The following is a 17,719-nucleotide window of genomic DNA, read 5'->3' as shown; positions in this document are numbered from 1 at the left end:
GGTATATACCGAAAAGAGGCCACTTTAATGCCGGAAGGTGAGGTTGAAGGTAATGGTAACGTTTTCACCGGTGCTGAACTGACCGAAAAGGAAAGTAGGCGGGTCAATATCGAAATCGCGCATGTCGATCTGTTTGGTGCCTTTGATGGTGATACTTCTGTCTGCATTGATATGGGCCGCGCCAACAATGTTAATACTTTGGGTCACGCCGGCCACTGTGAGGTTTCCGGTGCAGGCGATGACAGTACCCTGTTTGGATACAGCGGCAGATACAAGATTGAAGGTGATAGTAGGATACTGTTTCGTTTTCAGCGCCTTGTAGGCAACGGCGTCCAATCCCGTTCGTTCACTCTTCAGACTTTCTGCCGGCATCGTGAAATTGAGCAAGGTCAGTCCTCCCAGTTCGCCGTCTTCATAGAATGTAAAGGTGGCGTTGCACGCAATCCTGGATGTCTTCATTTCCCAGTCATGCATGGTGGACGTGCCATTGATCGTGAGCGTAAAATCGTTCTTCTGCTGATACTGAACCTGTGCGATTGTGGTTGTCGTCAATTGATTTGCAACAAACAATAGCGTTATTGTCTTAATGAGTGTTTTCATAGTGCGAATTCCTGATTTGATGCTGCAAGTTAGCGGGCCGGGCCGGAGCCAGGCATGACGGTCATCAGTCAAAAAGCTGATTGATACTTCCTGTGAAGCTGACTAGATACCCGATGGATACTTTGGCAGATTTCCGGCAGTAGTAGACGAAAAATTTTATATTTTGTCCTATCAATCAACCAAAATCAGTTATTGCTTATGAAACCCGGATTTATTGTACTGCTCACATTTGTACCCATGCTGGCGATGGCTCAGCTGAAAGAACTGGATAAAAACGTTGCCAGTGTTAAAGATTCTGTTGTTTCCTGGAGACGGTATCTTCATCAGCATCCCGAGCTGTCCAACCGGGAGTATAAGACCGGTGCTTATATAGCGGCGCGCCTGAAGGCTTTAGGACTTGAAGTGCAGACCGGTGTAGGCAAGACGGGTGTTGTAGCCTTGCTGAAGGGAGGCAAACCCGGACCTGTGGTAGCTCTACGTGCTGACATCGACGCATTGCCGGTATATGAAAGGGTCAATGTTCCTTTTAAATCAACAGATAGTGCTGAATACCTGGGCCAGCAGGTACCAGTTATGCATGCCTGTGGCCATGATACCCACGTGGCGATATTATTGGGTACAGCAGCTGTATTGGCTGCTATGAAGAAGGATATACCGGGAACGGTAAAGTTCATCTTCCAGCCGGCAGAAGAAGGTGCGCCGGGTGATGAGGAAGGTGGTGCTCCGCTGATGATCAAAGAGGGAGTGATGGATAATCCTAAGGTAGACGCCATTTTCGGACTGCATATCAATTCACAGACGCCTATTGGTACGGTAAAGTATAAATCAGGTGCTGAAATGGCATCCAGCGACTGGTTCGTAGTGAAGGTGAAAGGGAAACAGTCACACGGTTCCCAACCCTGGAACGGCATTGATCCGGTGGTTGTGGCAGCACAGATCATACAGGGCTTTCAGACCATTGTAAGCCGTCAGGCAGAGCTGACCAAAGCGCCTGTGGTGATTACGGTGGGTAAGATACACAGTGGTGTGCGCAGCAATATTATTCCTGAAGAACTGGTCATGGAAGGAACTATCCGTACATTGGACAGCAAGATGCAGGAACAGGTCCATGAGAAGATGAAAATCACTGCAGCGAAGATCGCTGAAGCATCTGGCGCTACAGCAGAAGTGAGCATTGATACCAAAACAAAAGTAACCTATAACGATCCGCTGCTGGTAAAACAGATGCTACCCTCTATAGCAGCAGCAATAGGTGCAGAGAATGTAAAGGAGGGCGAATGGACAACAGGTGCTGAGGACTTTTCTTTTTACGGCGATAAAGCGCCTGCCTTCTTCTTTTTCCTGGGTGGATTGCCTGCCGGGAAAGACCCTGCCAAAGCAGCTCCGCATCATACGCCCGATTTCTATATTGATGATTCCCGCCTGGATGCGGGTGTGAAAATATTCTGCCAGCTGGTATTTGATTACGGGAGGAAGAAATAAATCTCACTGCCTGGCCGTCTTTCTTTAGTTTCCCGACAGGCTACATAACCTAAATTAAATAGCCTTTCAGACCGTTTTACAAAAATAAGAGCCCGTCCGTCGAAATGGCGGACAGGCTCTCTCTCTTCCTGATATTAATAACTAACCGCTTTTCCTGCATTTACCTGCCCGTTACCGAAGTAGGCGTCCTTGCCTTTCAGACCATAGTCGTCGGACGATCCGCGCAATATGAGATCTGCGAGTATGGGGTTCATATTCGGGTACTTGCCATACAGCATCGCAATGACTGCGCTGGCATGAGGCGCTGCCATGCTGGTGCCGGCCGACCAGCCATAGGAATACTGATTTGTTGCTTCATCCCAGAAGCCGATATTGAAGACGAAATTGAATACATACTCATAGAATACGATGCCGCCAACATTGACGATCGACGTATTCAATGGATCGCCCCAGTTACCGCCCGGTGCAGCATATGAAACGAATTGTTTACCGTAGTTGGTGAAGATAGATGGCCTGTATAAAGTAGTATCCTGGCTGATACCCCAACCCAGTGGTCCGCTGGAAGAGATAGACAGTACACCCAGTGCAGCTGCAGGATAGGTGATGAATCTCTTTTCCACGTCATAGTTGTATGCATCATTACCGGCTGCAGCAACCAGGGTTGAACCTCTTAAAGTAGCATAGAGCGTGGCCCTGTTAATAGCTTTGATGAGGTCTTTGATGTCCCTGTTGTATTCCACTACATAGTCGTCGGATGGATCGTCTGGTGTGCCGTTGTCGTCCGTGTAGGTCTTACGTGGCAGTTCTCCACCAAGGCTCATATTGATGACATCAGCGTCGTGATTGGCCGCATAAAATATACCATCGATGATGGCACTGAAGGGGCCTGAGCCAGCGTCAGACAATACTTTCACCAGGATGAGCTTAACATCCGGAGCAACGCCCACAACGCCATAGGCATCATCCAATGCAGCGATAGTACCCGCTACATGCGATCCATGGCTGAAGCCTTCCCAACCATGATACTGTACTTCTTCCCCTTCAATAAAGTTGTGGGTCAGGATAATGCTGGGTGCAATCTCAGGATTGTTCAGGAGGAATCCTCCATCAAGCACCGCTACTTTGGCGCCCTTGCCTCTATAGCCTTTGGCCCAGGCCTGTGGCGCTTTTACAGATTTAAGGCCCCACTGCAGGAAGCTGTAGGGATTGCTGGCCACTGCTTCTGTTTTCGCTCCGGCAGCATGAGAAGATTGAAGTTTGTCCGCGCGGTATACTTTACCCGGGAGCCTCCAGCTCATTACAACGTCTACTACCACTGATTCTACATCAGCTACCTGTCGTGCTTTTTCGGGGAAGGTAGGGTCCGGGGTTTGCACACGGATCAGTCCTAATTCCTGATTGGCTGTTTTTAGTTTAAAGTTTTTTACGTGTAAGTTGCTCAGGCTTTCAGCAATAGTTTCCAATTTAGCGCCTTCTTTAGCGATAATGATAAAGCCTCTGTCCTGGTGTTTATTGCCGAGAACGTTTTCGCGGACACGGAGGATCTTGTCGTCTTTAGTACAGGAAGCAAGGGTCATCAGCACCATAAGAGGAATTGCAAGGACAATGAGTTGACTTCTTTTCATAGAGAGCTTTTTAAGTGATTAACAGAGTGGTTTTTAAATAATGATTAACGGAATTTTTGTTTACAGAACGGTTTTAAAATGCTTGACAGTATGGTGTTTAAGCTACTTACAGCGCGGTTTCCAAGATGAATAACAGCGTCGTTTTTAAATGATCAACAGATTTTTGTTTAGAGATTAGTTTTAAAATGCTTAACAGTAAGGTTGTTTTAAACTGCTTACAGCGCGTTATTTTAATGAATAACGGCGTGGTTAAACTGATTAACAGATTTTTTTTGTTTACAGAACGGTTTAAAGTACTTAACAGAATGGCTTTATAAAGCTGCTTACAGCGTGGTTTTCACAATGAATAACAGCGTGGTTTTTAAAAGCGATTAACAGTGTTTTTTGTTTACAGAATGGTTTTAAAATGCTTAACAGAACGGTTTTTAAAAATGACTAACAAAACGAAACTTCGTGCAGATTGTGCTTGGTTGAATTTAAAAAAGGTCTAAGTGAATGTAGAAAAATTATTTAGAAAAATCATCACACTTTTTCATTCTCTTTTGAAATAATATTAATGCAATATTTGAATTGCAATTAATGTGTGATTAACTGACATATAGTTTTTTATTTTATTGTTGCTGCGTCTGTTTTATCATCGCTGTTATATGATCTCAGCAGACTGTTATTACCCTGCAATATGTATGAGTGTAAATTGAGTATTGAGAGGTGTCACGGCATGCCTTCCGGCAACAATTTTAGGGGAAACAGGTCGCCGGAGGTTCTTGTAAACGAATGAAAATCAATTAAAATGCTTTCCCGGGCGACTATAATGCCGCAGATCGGTATCTATTAGCTATATTTGACGCTTATTTAGCATATTAGTTGGTATAATAATCACATAAGAAAGTACATGTACGATATTTGTTGCGTAGGGCATATCACGTTGGATAAAGTAGTAACCACAAAGTCAGTGGTGCATATGGCGGGAGGCACTTCTTTCTACTTTTCCAATGCTATCCGTCATATGGATGTTAAGTATAGACTGGTAACCGGGCTTGCAGAAAGTGAAATGAATACTGTTACGGAACTGCGCGCGAAAGGCATTGAGGTGGATGTAGTACCGAGCAGGCATACTGTCTACTTCGAGAATATTTATTCTGAAAACCAGGATCATCGTACACAGCGGGTATTGCAGAAGGCAGACCAGTTTTCAATTGAGGCATTATCACATACGGATGCCCGTTTCTTTCACTTGGGCCCTTTACTGGCCGATGATATTCCGGTAGAATTAATCAAGTCATTATCTCAGCGCGGAAAAGTGGCGCTGGATGTACAGGGGTATCTGCGTAAGGTAGAGAACCACGATGTGCATGCAATAGACTGGCCAGCGAAACAGGAGGCTTTAAAGTATATTCATACACTGAAGGCAAATGAGCATGAAATGGAAGTGCTGACTGGCCTGAAGGATGTACGTAAAGGCGCGAAAGTGCTGGCTGAATGGGGTGTGAAGGAAGTGGTGATCACGCTGGGCAGTATGGGATCGGTGATTTATGCGAATGGCATATTTTATCATATCCCTGCATACGTACCGACTGCAGTGATAGATGCTACAGGATGTGGCGATACCTATATGGCGGGATATTTATACCAGCGTATAAAAGGCGCTTCACTGCAGGAAGCAGGAGAGTTTGCAGCAGCAATGGCCACGCTCAAGATCGAGTCTTCCGGACCGTTTACAGGCACGAAAGATGATGTGCTTGAATTGCTGGCAAATAGCAGAGAGAAAGTATTTGCTGATCTGTAAAGCAGCATGATATAAAAAAGATCCGGTAGTTGGGTACGAAACCTTGCTACCGGATTTTTTATTTATTTGAAGGAGCTTCGGGCTGACGGCCGCGAATAGTTCACCGAAGACTTACGCTTTTCCATTACCTGTTTCCCGGTAGATGTCGTTACACCCCCGGTTTCTTAAACGCCTGTTCCCTGAATGTTTTCGGCGTTTGCTGACATCTTGTTTTAAACACGGTAGAAAAATATGCCGGAGAGGAGAACCCACAGGTATAGGCTATTTCAGAAATAGAAGAAGTTGAATTAATCAGCAAATACTTCGCTTTCTTTACTCTCGCATCCAGAATAAAATCATTGACATTGCAATTCAGCAGCTGTTTTACTTTACGGTATAACTGCATTTTTGAGATGGACAGCTGCGTACAGATATCCTCCACGTTGAACTGATCGTTCCCCAGGTTCTCTTCCACTATAGCAGTGAAATCATTGACAAACTTCCTGTCCGGTTTATTGGATTGAACGGAGTGTACCCTTGTTTCCGGTACCGTGATATAATGGTCTTTTAACAGTGCACGATTGCTGAGCGTACTGGCAATACTTTCTTTCAGGTACTGCATATTGAAAGGTTTGCTGATGTAGGCATCCGCTTTATGTTGCATGCCCCTGATCCGCTGTTCTTCGCTGCTGTTGGCACTTAACAGGATGACAGGAATGTGGGAGGTCCTGATATCCTTCTTTATTGTTTCCAGCACCTGGATGCCGTCTATACCCGGCAGCATAATATCGCAGATGATAATATCTGGCACATGGCGGAACGCGAGCTGCAATCCTTCTTCACCATTGCTGGCATGAAATACCTCGTAAGATTCGCTGAGATAGCCTGCCAGGAAGCTGTTCAGGTCAGGATGATCTTCTATGATGAGCAGTGAATGCGACTGGTCCTGGCGGGTAACTGGTCCAGTAAGCGCAGGACCCATGTTTTCCAGTTCCTCCACATAATTGTGCAGTGATTCATTAATGATATTGATGTGCTCTTCTTCCTGCTGGATCTCTTCCTGTGCGAAGGGGGCGCTGGTAGCAGGTAACGTGATCGTAAATGTAGTACCCGCGCCTTTTTTGCTTTTCACAGTGATATCGCCATGATGCAGCTGGATGATCTCGCGGCTGAGGGCCAGCCCGATACCGGTACCTTTGTGTTCACTTTCCCTGCTTTGATAGAATAGCTCGAAAGCGTGCAGCAGGGTGTTCTCGTCCATGCCGGCGCCGTCGTCTTCAATGCGCAATATGGCCTCTTCACTGTTGGCGGAGAGTTCCAGGTATATATGCACCTTGCCGTAGTCGGAAGTGAATTTAAAAGCGTTGGACAACAGATTATACAGCACCCGGTCAAAGAGGCGCTGGTCCAGCCAGGCCTTGATACCTGGCTGACGACTGATTAGCCGGAAGTCTATATGTTTCTTGACGGCAATACCCTTGAAAGCTTCCATGATCTCGGTCACAAAAGCGGAGAGCTCATTTTCCGATACCTTGAGCTGCAGTTTGCCACTTTCTATCCGGCGGAACTCCAGCAGCTGGTTCACAAGCCGCATCAGGCGGACAACGTTCCTGCGCATCAGTTCCAGTTGTTGTTTCTGGACGGACGATAGCTGTCTGCCTGCCAGCAGGTTTTCCAGGGGCGCCTGTATGAGGGTGAGCGGTGTACGGAATTCGTGTGAGAGGTTGGTGAAGAAGGCAAACTTTGCTTCCGTAGCCTTTTCTGCTTTGCTGGTCATTTCCACCAGCTGGTCGCGTTGCAGGAGTATTTCGTCCCGCTGTTGTTTCAGCTGGTGATTGATACGCCTGTTGGTGCGCAGGATAAAGAACAGGACGATCCCTAAGAGGAAAGCCACACCGAGAGAGGTAGCCACAATACGCAGCAGGTGTTGCTGGTCCTGGTACAGGCGGCGTTGTTCCTGCAAGAGGGACTGCTGTTGCTCTATTTCCTGGTGCTGCACCTGGATCTTGTCGATCTGGAGGCGCATCAGTTTTACGTTGGTACTGTCGATCAATACTGTCTGCAGCAGTGTATTCCGCTGCGGCTTCCCGCCTGCAAGGATATTGGCCGCCATGGCAATCGCTTCCTTACCGCCACTGGGGTACAATAGAGAGGCACTGAGCACACCGCGCGATACCAGGTCAATGCCGGCATCCGGGTAAGGGGAGGCATCGACCCCGATAAACCTGACATTGTGAATGCCCTGCTCCCTACAATATTGATACATAGCGTAGGCCATGACGTCGTTCTGGGCGAAGATGATATTGGCCTGGCGGATGGCAGCGTCATTGTTCCCGGCGGCTTCCTTTGTTTTATCGGCAACCCAGCTTCCTTCCAGGGTCGCTGTCAGCTGTAAGCCGGGATACTTCGCCAGGGCTGTACGGAATCCTTCATGCCTTTCCACAGTAGGAGAGGAGCCACGTAGTCCGGTCACTTCAATAATGCGCCCCTTTCCATTTAGCTGGGCGGCAATATACTCCGCCGCCAGCTTCCCGATATTACGATTATCGCCGCCTATATAAGCTGTGAATGAGTCGGTAGCTGCTTTACGGTCGAGTATAATTACCGGGATACCCTTACCATACACTTCTGCGATGATGGGCGCCAGTGGGACTGCCTCGTTAGGGGATACCAGCAGGATGTCGATCTTCTCTTTCAGGAGTTCCCTGATCTGTGCTACCTGCCGCAGACTGCTGCTCTCTGCATCCTTATATAATAGTTTCATTTCCGGATGGTAGAACAGCTCCCTTTTCATCTCGGTGAACATATTCCTCCTCCAGTCGTCATCGCCTGTACATTGGGAGAAGCCGATACGGTATTTCGGTTCCGCTTCGCGGCGGCAACCCAGACTGCATAAAATGGCTGAGAGGAGAAAAATATAGATATATCTCGAAAAGATGGCTGACAACGTGGACTTTTTTTAGATGGTGGAATGTTGCAATATCTAAAGACAATGATACAAAAATGAAATGATCTGGTACTGATCTTTATTCTTGATCTATTTAATCAGCTGATAATTAAAAAATTATAGTTTTTTACAAAAGTTACAAATTTGATAGTAATGGAGACGGAGTCATAAGGGGCGGCAGCGGTGATTGACTAGGTTTGGGGCATAAACGATTCTGCGTTATGACTAATAAAACGGTGTTTTTCTGGGCTTTTGTAGTGGCCCTGGGTGGTTTCCTCTTCGGTTTCGATACGGCGGTTATTTCCGGTGCGGAACAGTCAATTCAGCAATACTGGGGGTTGTCTGAAGTACAACATGGCTTTACGGTGTCTATTGCCTTAATAGGGACCGTGTTCGGTGCCCTGGGTGGCAGCATTCCTTCGGACAGGCTGGGACGGAAGTCGACGCTCTTACTGGTAGCGGCCATTTACCTGTTCTCTGCCATTGGGACGGCCCTGGCTACCAACTGGTATCTTTTCCTCTTATGCCGCTTCATTGGAGGCCTGGGTGTGGGGGCATCTTCTGTTACTGCCCCTGTGTACATCTCTGAAGTATCGCCGGCGAAGTACCGGGGACGTATGGTGGCCCTCTTCCAGTTCAATGTTGTATTGGGCATCCTCATATCCTACCTGTCCAATTACCTGATCGGTATGGGCGGCGACAGTTCCTGGCGACTGATGCTGGGGGTACAGGCTGTCCCGGCGGCTCTTTTCCTGGTGTTACTGAAATGGGTGCCTGAAAGTCCCCGCTGGCTGCTGATCAATGGGCTGAAAGAGCCCGCGGCTATTGCAACGTTGAAAGTGATCAATCCTGAAGGTTATCTGTCTGACATTGATACCATCCGGCAGTCGCAGCAGGCACAGGCCAGCCAGCTACAAAGTGAGAAACTGTTCAAGGCCAAATACAACACGCCGGTGATGCTGGCGGTACTGTTTGCCATGTTCAACCAGGTATCCGGTATCAATGCCATCATCTATTATGCGCCACGTATTTTCGAAATGTCCGGTCTCGGCGAAGGATCTTCACTACTCTCTACCGTAGGTATAGGCATCGTCAATTTCATTTTCACACTAACAGCTATCCGTTTCATAGACCGGATAGGCCGGCGTCAGCTGATGCTGATAGGCACCGTTGGACTGATTGCTACACTGGGACTGGTAGCGGTGTCCTTTTATATGCATACCGGCGGTATTGCCGTGGTGTCTTATCTCCTGATCTACATCGCGTTTTTTGCCTTCTCCCAGGGAGCAGTGATCTGGGTATTCATCTCAGAGATCTTTCCGAACCAGGTGCGCGCCAAGGGACAGACACTGGGCAGTTTTACGCACTGGATCATGGCGGCTGTCATTGCCTTCACCTTTCCTTACCTGGCCAGCCGGATCGGCGGCGGGCATATCTTCCTCTTCTTTTGTGTGATGATGGTGCTGCAGCTGGTCTTCGTACTGCGCTGGATGCCTGAAACGAAAGGCAGAACACTGGAAGAAATTGAAATGACGATGGTGGTACACTAAATGAATTTTTCAACGCATTGATTACAATTATGACAAACTATAATATCGTAAGCCTGGGAGAGATCCTGTGGGATATATTACCGGAGCAGGAACTGCCGGGAGGCGCTCCGCTGAATGTTGCCTATCATCTGCATAAGCATGCGCAGCGGGTAGTGTTGGTATCGAGAATAGGGAATGACACTCATGGACAACGTTTGCTGGACATTATGCAGGAACGCGGACTGGCTACAGATCTGATCCAACGCGATAACAGATACGATACAGGCAAGGTGTATGCCCGTATGGATGAGAAACTGGATATGCAGTATGATATTGTATACCCCGTCTCCTGGGATCATATCGGCTGGGATGCTTCGCTTGAGGCGATGCTCCGCAATGATGAACTGCAATACCTGGTGTATGGCAGCCTGCTGGCCAGAAATGATGTGTCCCGCAATACATTGGAAAAAGCCTTGCAATCCAAAGCCCGCAAGGTATTGGACATCAATCTGCGTGCGCCTTATTATTCAAAAGAAACACTGGAATGGTTGCTGTTCAGTTGTGACTTGTTGAAGCTGAATATCGGTGAACTGGAACTCATCTCTTCCTGGTACAACAAGTTTGCAACATCGGAGGAGCGGATACAGGCGCTGTCTGAACAATTCAACATTCCCACCATCATCGTTACGCTGGGCAGTAAAGGATGTATGGGATATATTCAGGGACAATTTTATTACCAGGAAGGGCAGCCGGTGAAAGTAGCAGATACCATCGGCAGTGGGGATGCTTTCCTGGCGGGATTTCTCACTTCTCAGATCAAAGGTTGTACACCTGCGTACAGTCTCGCCTACGCCAATGCACTCGGTGCGTTGGTGGCATCGAAGCCGGGCGGTTGCCCGGATTATCATCCGCAGGAAGTAACAGACATCATCATAAAAAAGCAGGCATACGTCAGCACGGGACAATAATACATTCCACGATTTATTTTATTTCCACCAATCAGCCAAAATTCCAATTATGAAAAGATTATTCTACCTCTTACCTATGCTACTGTTCAGCATACTGGCTGTAGCACAGCAGAAGCTCTATCAGGGTACTGTTACCAGTCGTCAGGGCAAAACACCTTTACCTGGCGTGACCGTCCAGGCGGGCAAGGCAAACGCTATTACAGACAATGCCGGTCATTTCTCTATCAATGCGGCGCCGGGTGAGACGCTCACTTTTACCTACCTGGGCATGAAGCCAATGACGCAGCAGGTGCCTGCAAATACAGCTGTACTGTCGATCGAACTGGAAGAAAATGCCACTGATCTGAACCAGATAGTGGTGACGGGTTATCAGACCCAGAAAAAAGCAGACCTGACGGGCGCTGTAGCTGTTGTGAATGTAGCCGAGATCAAAGACATTCCATTAGGCAATCCACTGAAAGCGTTGCAGGGAAGGGTACCGGGGGTAATGATCACTTCTGATGGTGCTCCCAACAGCGCTGCCACCGTGCGGATCAGGGGGATCGGTACACTGGGTAACAACGATCCTTTGTATGTGATAGATGGTATTCCTACCAAGCGCGGACTGCAGGAGCTGAACCAGAATGATATTGAATCGATACAGGTATTGAAAGATGCGTCTTCGGCTACTATCTATGGTTCCCGTGCTGCCAACGGTGTCATTATCGTGACGACGAAGAAAGCGAAGAAAGGTTTTAGCAAGATCAATGTGGATGCATCTTCCTCGCTGCAGTATTATAGTACAAAGCTGAAGACGCTGAGCACAGAGGGCCGGGGACGTGCTTACTGGCAGGCCGCTGTGAATGATCATTCAGATCCGAACAACAACCAGATCTATCAGTATGACTGGAACGGCGATTATAACAATCCTGTATTGAATAAGATCATATTGCCGGAATATATCGATGCTGCAAAGACAATGAAGCCTGCAGATACTTACTGGTATGATGAAATAGCGCAGACTTCCCTCTTGCAGAGTTATAATATCTCACTGACCAACGGGGGAGAAAAAGGAAATTCATTCTTTTCTGTAGGTATGTACAACAATAAGGGCATTGTTAAAGATACCCGTCAGCAGAAGCTTACCGCCCGTTTTAATACAGACTACTCCTTCTTTAAGGGGCGATTGAAGATGGGAGAGAACCTGTCTGCTACTTATATCAAAGATGCGTTGGTACCTGCAACAGATGTTCTTTTTGCAGCGCTGGTACAACAGCCGGTAGTGCCCGTGCATACTGTTGATGGCGGCTGGGGCGGTCCTGCGCCGGGTATGACGGACAGGCAAAATCCCGTACGTTTGATTGAAGATAACAAACAGAATAAAAGTCAGTTCGTAAGATTGTTCGGTAATGCTTATGCCGACCTGGAGATCATTCCACGCCTGCATCTCAGGTCAAGTTTTGGTATTGATTACAATGGCACCTTCCAGCGTGTGCTGCGCAAGTCGTACACTTCCGGTTTCCTTTCTGATAAGACGAACCAGACAAATACTTCACAGGATTATAACGGTAACTGGGTGTGGCAGAATACTCTCTCTTACAATGTTGCATTGAAGAAACACCGGCTGGACTTCCTGCTGGGCGAAGAACAGATCAAATACATGGCGCAGAACTTCTTTGCCAGCCGGCAGGGATATGCGCTGGAGAATATAGATTACGCGTACCTGGATGCAGGTACCACGCAAAAAGATAATGGCGGTAGTGGCAGCGGATATGCCTTGTTGTCTTATTTCGGTAAGGCGAACTATGTATATGATAACAAATACCTGGCTTCTGTCACCCTGCGCAGGGATGGTTCTTCCCGTTTCGGAAAAGAGAACCGCTTTGGTACCTTCCCCGCATTCTCTCTGGGATGGCGTATCAGCGAAGAAAGCATTGTGAAATCGGCGCTGCCATTTATTTCAGATCTGAAGCTGCGTGCAGGCTGGGGTAGAAGCGGCAACCAGGAGATCGTCAACAACGCTACCTATACGCTGTATTCTGCTATTTATGGCATTGATCCTACCTGGGACTTTGACAGTGGCAGTGCTTATGATCTGAATGGCAGTAATACCGGCCAGCTTCCCTCAGGATATACCCTGATCAGACAGGGCAATGCTGCTTTGAAATGGGAGAGCACGAAAGAAACGAACCTGGGTATTGACTTCGGTTTACTTGACAATCACATCTCCGGATCGGTGGATTACTTTGTCAAGAAGACTTCCGATATCCTGATCAATCCCGCCTACCTGGCGGTGATCGGTGAAGGTGGTTCCCGGTTTGCGAATGGCGCCTCTATGCAGAACAAAGGCCTGGAAGCTTTTGTAACCTATTCCGGTGATATCGTTCCGGGACTTACTTTAACCATGACAGGCAACGTAGCTACTTACCGCAACAGGATCACTTACCTGCCCGATGAAGTGCTGACCTCATACCCCGGCAATGGCCAGGATAAAACCATCCTCGGGCGTTCTATCAATTCCACCTTCGGTTATGTGGCAGACGGTATTTTCCAGTCGCAGCAGGAAGTGGATGATCATGCCAACCAGATCGGCAAGGGCGTGGGACGCATCCGTTATAAAGACCTGAACGGCGACAAAGAGATCAATGATAAAGACAGGGATTACATCGGTAAGGGAGATCCTGATTTCACCTATGGACTGAACGTGGCACTGGAGTACAAACACTTTGACCTGTCTTTCTTCCTGCAGGGAGTACAGGGTATACAGGTGTATAACACGTATAAGACGTATACTGACTTTGCTTCCATCTGGACGGGTACCAACTGGGGTCAGCGTACATTGGATGCATGGACGCCGCAACATATGAATACGGCCATTCCTGCGCTGACACTGGTAGACCGTAACAATGAGAACCGCACGTCTACCTATTTCCTGGAGTCAGGCTCTTACTTGAAGCTGAGGAATATACAGCTGGGATATAGCTTCAGACATCTCTTCAACGGACAGTTCCAGACAGCGAGGGTGTATCTGCAGGGCAGCAATCTGTTCACTGTAAAGAGCAAAAGCTTTACGGCCACTGATCCGGAGAACCCGAACAATGCTTATCCTATTCCCGTTATCGGCACCGTGGGCCTGAACCTGTCATTCTAGTACCTGTTAAACATGATCACAATGAAACGTTTTATATATCTCTTCACCTGTTGTAGCCTGTTATTCGGCGGCTGCAGCAATTTCCTGGATCAGACGCCACAGGCGGTTGTTTCCGGCGATGATCTGAATACACCTGAGAACGTGGATAAGATGGTAACTGCCGCTTATTCTGCGTTAGGCAATGACCACTATACAGCGCCTTATTCTAATATGTGGCCTTATGGCAACCTGCGTAGCGGGGACGCTTATAAAGGTGGTGATGGCGCTGGCGATATCAGTGAATTCCACTTTTATGAAACCTTTGCCCTGAACAGGATAGACAATGGTCTTACCGACCTGCTATGGTTCCGCTTATACGTATGCATTGGTCGCACAAATGATGCATTGGCGCGTTTGAATGCCCTCAGCGAAGATGCATTCCCCGAGAAGGTAGTGCGGCAGGCAGAAGTGCGTTTTCTCCGTGCGCATTATTATTTCCTGCTGAAGGTGCTCTTCAAGTACATGCCTTACATTGATGAAACAGTACCGAAGGAAAACTATGCGACTATTTCCAATAAAGCGCTTGGCAATGATGAGCTATGGACAAAGATCGCGGATGATTTCCGTTTTGCTGCAGATAACCTGCCGGCTACACAGCCACAGATCGGCAGGGTGAATAAATTCGCTGCAAAGGCTTACCTAGCAAAAACCTTGCTGTACCAGGCGTATAAACAGGATGAGAACAATGCAGTGACTGGCATTGATGCGGCTACTTTACAGCAGGTGAATACCTTGTGTGATGAAGTGATCAGCTCAGGGAAGTATCAGCTGAATGGTGACTTTGCAAATAACTTTAAATCGGCCACCGAGAATAGTATGGAATCAGTCTTTGCTATCCAGTATTCGAGAGAAGATGGCACGCCTAAAGGCAGACTGGACTACGGTCATGCGTTGAACTATCCGATGAATACAGATTACGGCTGCTGCGGATTTCATTCTCCCAGCTATAACCTGATCAACGCTTTCAAGACCGATGCTTCCGGATTGCCGATGTTCAATACCTTTAACGACAAGAACATCACCGGCGGGAGCGATTTTCAGACCAATACATTTGATCCGCGGCTGGACCATACAGTAGCTATACCAGGGCATCCTTACAAGTACGACCCTGGCTTTATCTACCAGCGTGCCTGGGCCCGTGCTCCGGATGTATATGGCAGTTACCTGAGTTTAAAGGAAGCTGTATTGCCAAACGATGCTGCGTTTCAGAAGATACCTCCTTTTATGTCGAGCTCCAAGAACTGGGATATTATCCGTTATGATGATGTGCTGCTGTTTAAAGCGGAAGCATTGGTGGAACTGGGACGACAGGATGAGGCACTTGCGCTGGTGAACAGTATCCGGACGAGAGCAGGAAACAGTACGGCGTTGTTAAAGCAGTCAGACGGTTCTTTTACCTCCAATTATAAAGTAGATGTTTACAAGCCGGGCATCAACTGTACCTGGACGCAGGACTTCGCCAGACAGGCCGTACGTTGGGAGCGCAGACTGGAGTTTGCCATGGAAGGCTATCGTTTTTTTGATCTCGTACGCTGGGGCATTGCTGCCGAATATCTGAATGCTTATTTTGCAGTGGAGAAAACACGGAGCCCGCATCTGTCAGATGCTGCATTTAAAAAGGGAAGGGATGAATATCTGCCGGTACCACTCAATCAAATGAACTATAGTAAAGGATTATATAAACAAAATACTGGTTGGTGATCTATACCGGCCCATTAAAAACATTGTCCATTTTATGAATAAGCAACTGATTACTTTCTGGCTTACATGCCTGTTACCGTTCACTTTACTGGCCCAGCAACAGGCGGTTCCTACGCCGCAGTGGCGTCCTGTGTATCATTTCACTCCGCCGAAGAACTGGACGAATGATCCTAACGGATTGATCTATCTGGATGGTGTTTATCATCTCTATTACCAGCACAACCCTTTTGAGAATAAATGGGGGCATATGAGCTGGGGGCATGCTACCAGTACAGACCTGCTGAACTGGAAGCACCTGCCTGTGGCTATTCCGGAGATAGTAACCAAAGACACGATCACTTCGATCTTCTCCGGTTGCGCTGTGCTGGATAAAAACAATACCAGTGGTTTTGGTACTAATGGCAAGGCGCCACTAGTGGCAATCTATACGGCGGATCTGCCTAAACAGCAGCGGGAGACACAGTGTGTGGCGTTCAGCAATGATGGTGGTCTGACCTTCACGAATTACGCGGGCAATCCGGTATTGGACCTTCAGAAAAAAGATTTCCGTGATCCCAGTGTAATTTGGATGGAGGAACAGCAGCAATGGGTAATGGTTGTTGCGCTTCCGACAGAACATAAGTTGCAGTTCTATGGCTCAAAAGACCTTAAAAAATGGGACTTGCTGAGTGAATTCGGAAACGAGGGAGATACACGTAAGATCTGGGAATGTCCTTCTCTCACTCCCCTGTATGTAGATGGCGATCCTTCGAAGAAAAAGTGGCTGATCATGATCTCATCCGGCAACCAGGATGCGGCTACGGGTATGCAGTATTTCACCGGCGATTTTGACGGTAAGACATTCAGGAACGACAATCCGCCGGCACATCAGCAGTTCGTGGATTATGGCAGGACGTTTTATGCCGCTATTCCTTACAATAACCTGCCGGATGGGAGGCAGACGATGTTGGGCTGGCTAATGCCTTTCCAGACGGAGACTTATCCATGGCGTGGGCAGATGTCCATTGCAAGGGACCTGCTGTTGAAGTCGACGCCGGAAGGGGTGCGTTTGTATCAGCAGCCTTCTTCAGTGCTGCATGCGTCGCTGGAGAAGCTGCCGGCGGCGAAGAAGCTGGTGAAGAACGGGCTGGAGATTGACAGCAAAGAAATTCCGTTTGGCAAGGGCGGAAGTTTCAATTCAAATGCCAACTGGATAGATGTGACGTTTACTCCTGGTTCTGGCGATGAATTCGGGCTTAAAATCGGGCAGAACAGTGTTGATAAGACTCAGACTGTCATCGGGTATAATAAGGCCCGTAATGAGCTTTATATTGCGAATGAGAAAGGTGTGGTTGCGGATAAGGTGACCGTTAAACCGTCTGAGGGGAAGATCAGGTTGCAGGTGTTGTTTGATAAGTCGTCTGTGGAGGTGTTTGTGAATGGTGGGGAGCGGGTGTTGACGACGCTGGTGTTTCCGGCGGAAAAGGCGACGGGGTGGTCTGTGTTTGCGGCGAACGGGAAGGTGATGGTGGATACGTTGAAGGTGTGGGATCTTTCACGCTAAGCAGCGCTGGGTCCGGTATTCTCCGGAACGCTATTGGCGCTTGTTCAATTATTAACGCTAAGTAGCGCCGGTTTCAGTATGGGATGTCGGTCGGCGCCTCTCTGGAAGCCGATCAGGCCTTGTCAAGCGAATGGAGGTTTGAATGTCGATTGGCAGCACCGGTCGTGTCGCCGGAGAGCCGAAGGCCCGACATTCCCATCTGAAACCGGGTGCTACTTTCGCTCTCCCAACGATGAATATTGGGTTACGCTAGTTGGGGCGATGGTGCCGAATTGTTGACATGTAAAGTCAATCCTGAACCTCTAAAATGAAACTGTGAAGTTTTTCTGCACTAAGACACCTGTAAAGCCAATCCTGCGCCTTCACAATAAAACTGTAAAGTTTTTTCTG

At 47.9% G+C, this 17,719-nt stretch carries 10 protein-coding genes; 7 read left to right on the top strand and 3 right to left on the bottom strand.

Features of this window, described 5'->3' with window-relative positions:
* Nucleotides 1-24 precede the first annotated feature (24 nt).
* Nucleotides 25-600: a YceI family protein gene (locus tag L3C95_RS25980; protein ID WP_236392285.1), complete on the bottom strand. Its 576-nt coding sequence runs from the start codon at nt 598-600 to the stop codon at nt 25-27.
* 198 nt (nt 601-798) lie between these two features.
* Here L3C95_RS25980 and L3C95_RS25975 point away from each other — a divergent pair, with 198 nt between their 5' ends.
* A complete protein-coding gene (locus L3C95_RS25975; RefSeq protein ID WP_236392283.1) occupies nt 799-2,082 on the top strand; it encodes an amidohydrolase in 1,284 nt (427 codons plus the stop codon).
* A 134-nt stretch (nt 2,083-2,216) separates the two neighbouring features.
* On the opposite strand, the gene L3C95_RS25970 is transcribed toward L3C95_RS25975, so the two are convergent.
* Nucleotides 2,217-3,707 (bottom strand): S8 family peptidase, encoded by a 1,491-nt coding sequence (locus L3C95_RS25970; RefSeq protein ID WP_236392282.1) that lies wholly within the window; start codon nt 3,705-3,707, stop codon nt 2,217-2,219.
* Nucleotides 3,708-4,599: 892 nt separating this feature from the next.
* Here L3C95_RS25970 and L3C95_RS25965 point away from each other — a divergent pair.
* Entirely contained in the window at nt 4,600-5,493 is an 894-nt protein-coding gene (locus tag L3C95_RS25965; RefSeq protein ID WP_236392279.1) for a PfkB family carbohydrate kinase, read from the top strand.
* 148 nt (nt 5,494-5,641) lie between these two features.
* On the opposite strand, the gene L3C95_RS25960 is transcribed toward L3C95_RS25965, so the two are convergent.
* Nucleotides 5,642-8,419 (bottom strand): substrate-binding domain-containing protein, encoded by a 2,778-nt coding sequence (locus L3C95_RS25960; RefSeq protein ID WP_236392277.1) that lies wholly within the window; start codon nt 8,417-8,419, stop codon nt 5,642-5,644.
* Nucleotides 8,420-8,640: 221 nt separating this feature from the next.
* Here L3C95_RS25960 and L3C95_RS25955 point away from each other — a divergent pair, with 221 nt between their 5' ends.
* The 5 genes from L3C95_RS25955 to L3C95_RS25935 are packed head-to-tail and all read left to right on the top strand — an operon-like array spanning nt 8,641 to nt 17,329.
* Nucleotides 8,641-9,969 carry a sugar porter family MFS transporter gene (locus L3C95_RS25955; protein WP_236392275.1) on the top strand — a complete coding sequence of 443 codons (1,329 nt, stop codon included), beginning with the start codon at nt 8,641-8,643 and terminating at the stop codon, nt 9,967-9,969.
* Between the two features lie 29 nt (nt 9,970-9,998).
* The gene (locus L3C95_RS25950; protein WP_236392273.1) at nt 9,999-10,916 is read left to right on the top strand and encodes a carbohydrate kinase family protein; all 918 of its coding nucleotides are present in this window, start codon (nt 9,999-10,001) and stop codon (nt 10,914-10,916) included.
* Between the two features lie 49 nt (nt 10,917-10,965).
* Complete coding sequence (locus L3C95_RS25945) at nt 10,966-14,046, top strand: SusC/RagA family TonB-linked outer membrane protein (RefSeq protein WP_236392271.1); 3,081 nt, start codon at nt 10,966-10,968, stop codon at nt 14,044-14,046.
* Between the two features lie 21 nt (nt 14,047-14,067).
* The gene (locus L3C95_RS25940) at nt 14,068-15,786 is read left to right on the top strand and encodes a RagB/SusD family nutrient uptake outer membrane protein (protein WP_236392269.1); all 1,719 of its coding nucleotides are present in this window, start codon (nt 14,068-14,070) and stop codon (nt 15,784-15,786) included.
* Between the two features lie 34 nt (nt 15,787-15,820).
* A complete protein-coding gene (locus L3C95_RS25935) occupies nt 15,821-17,329 on the top strand; it encodes a glycoside hydrolase family 32 protein (RefSeq protein ID WP_236392267.1) in 1,509 nt (502 codons plus the stop codon).
* The last annotated feature ends 390 nt before the right edge of the window (nt 17,330-17,719 follow it).

Source organism: Chitinophaga filiformis, assembly GCF_021646545.1.
GTDB lineage: Bacteria > Bacteroidota > Bacteroidia > Chitinophagales > Chitinophagaceae > Chitinophaga > Chitinophaga filiformis_A.
Note: the sequence above shows the minus strand (reverse complement) of the source record. Positions and strands in the feature narration are given on the sequence as shown.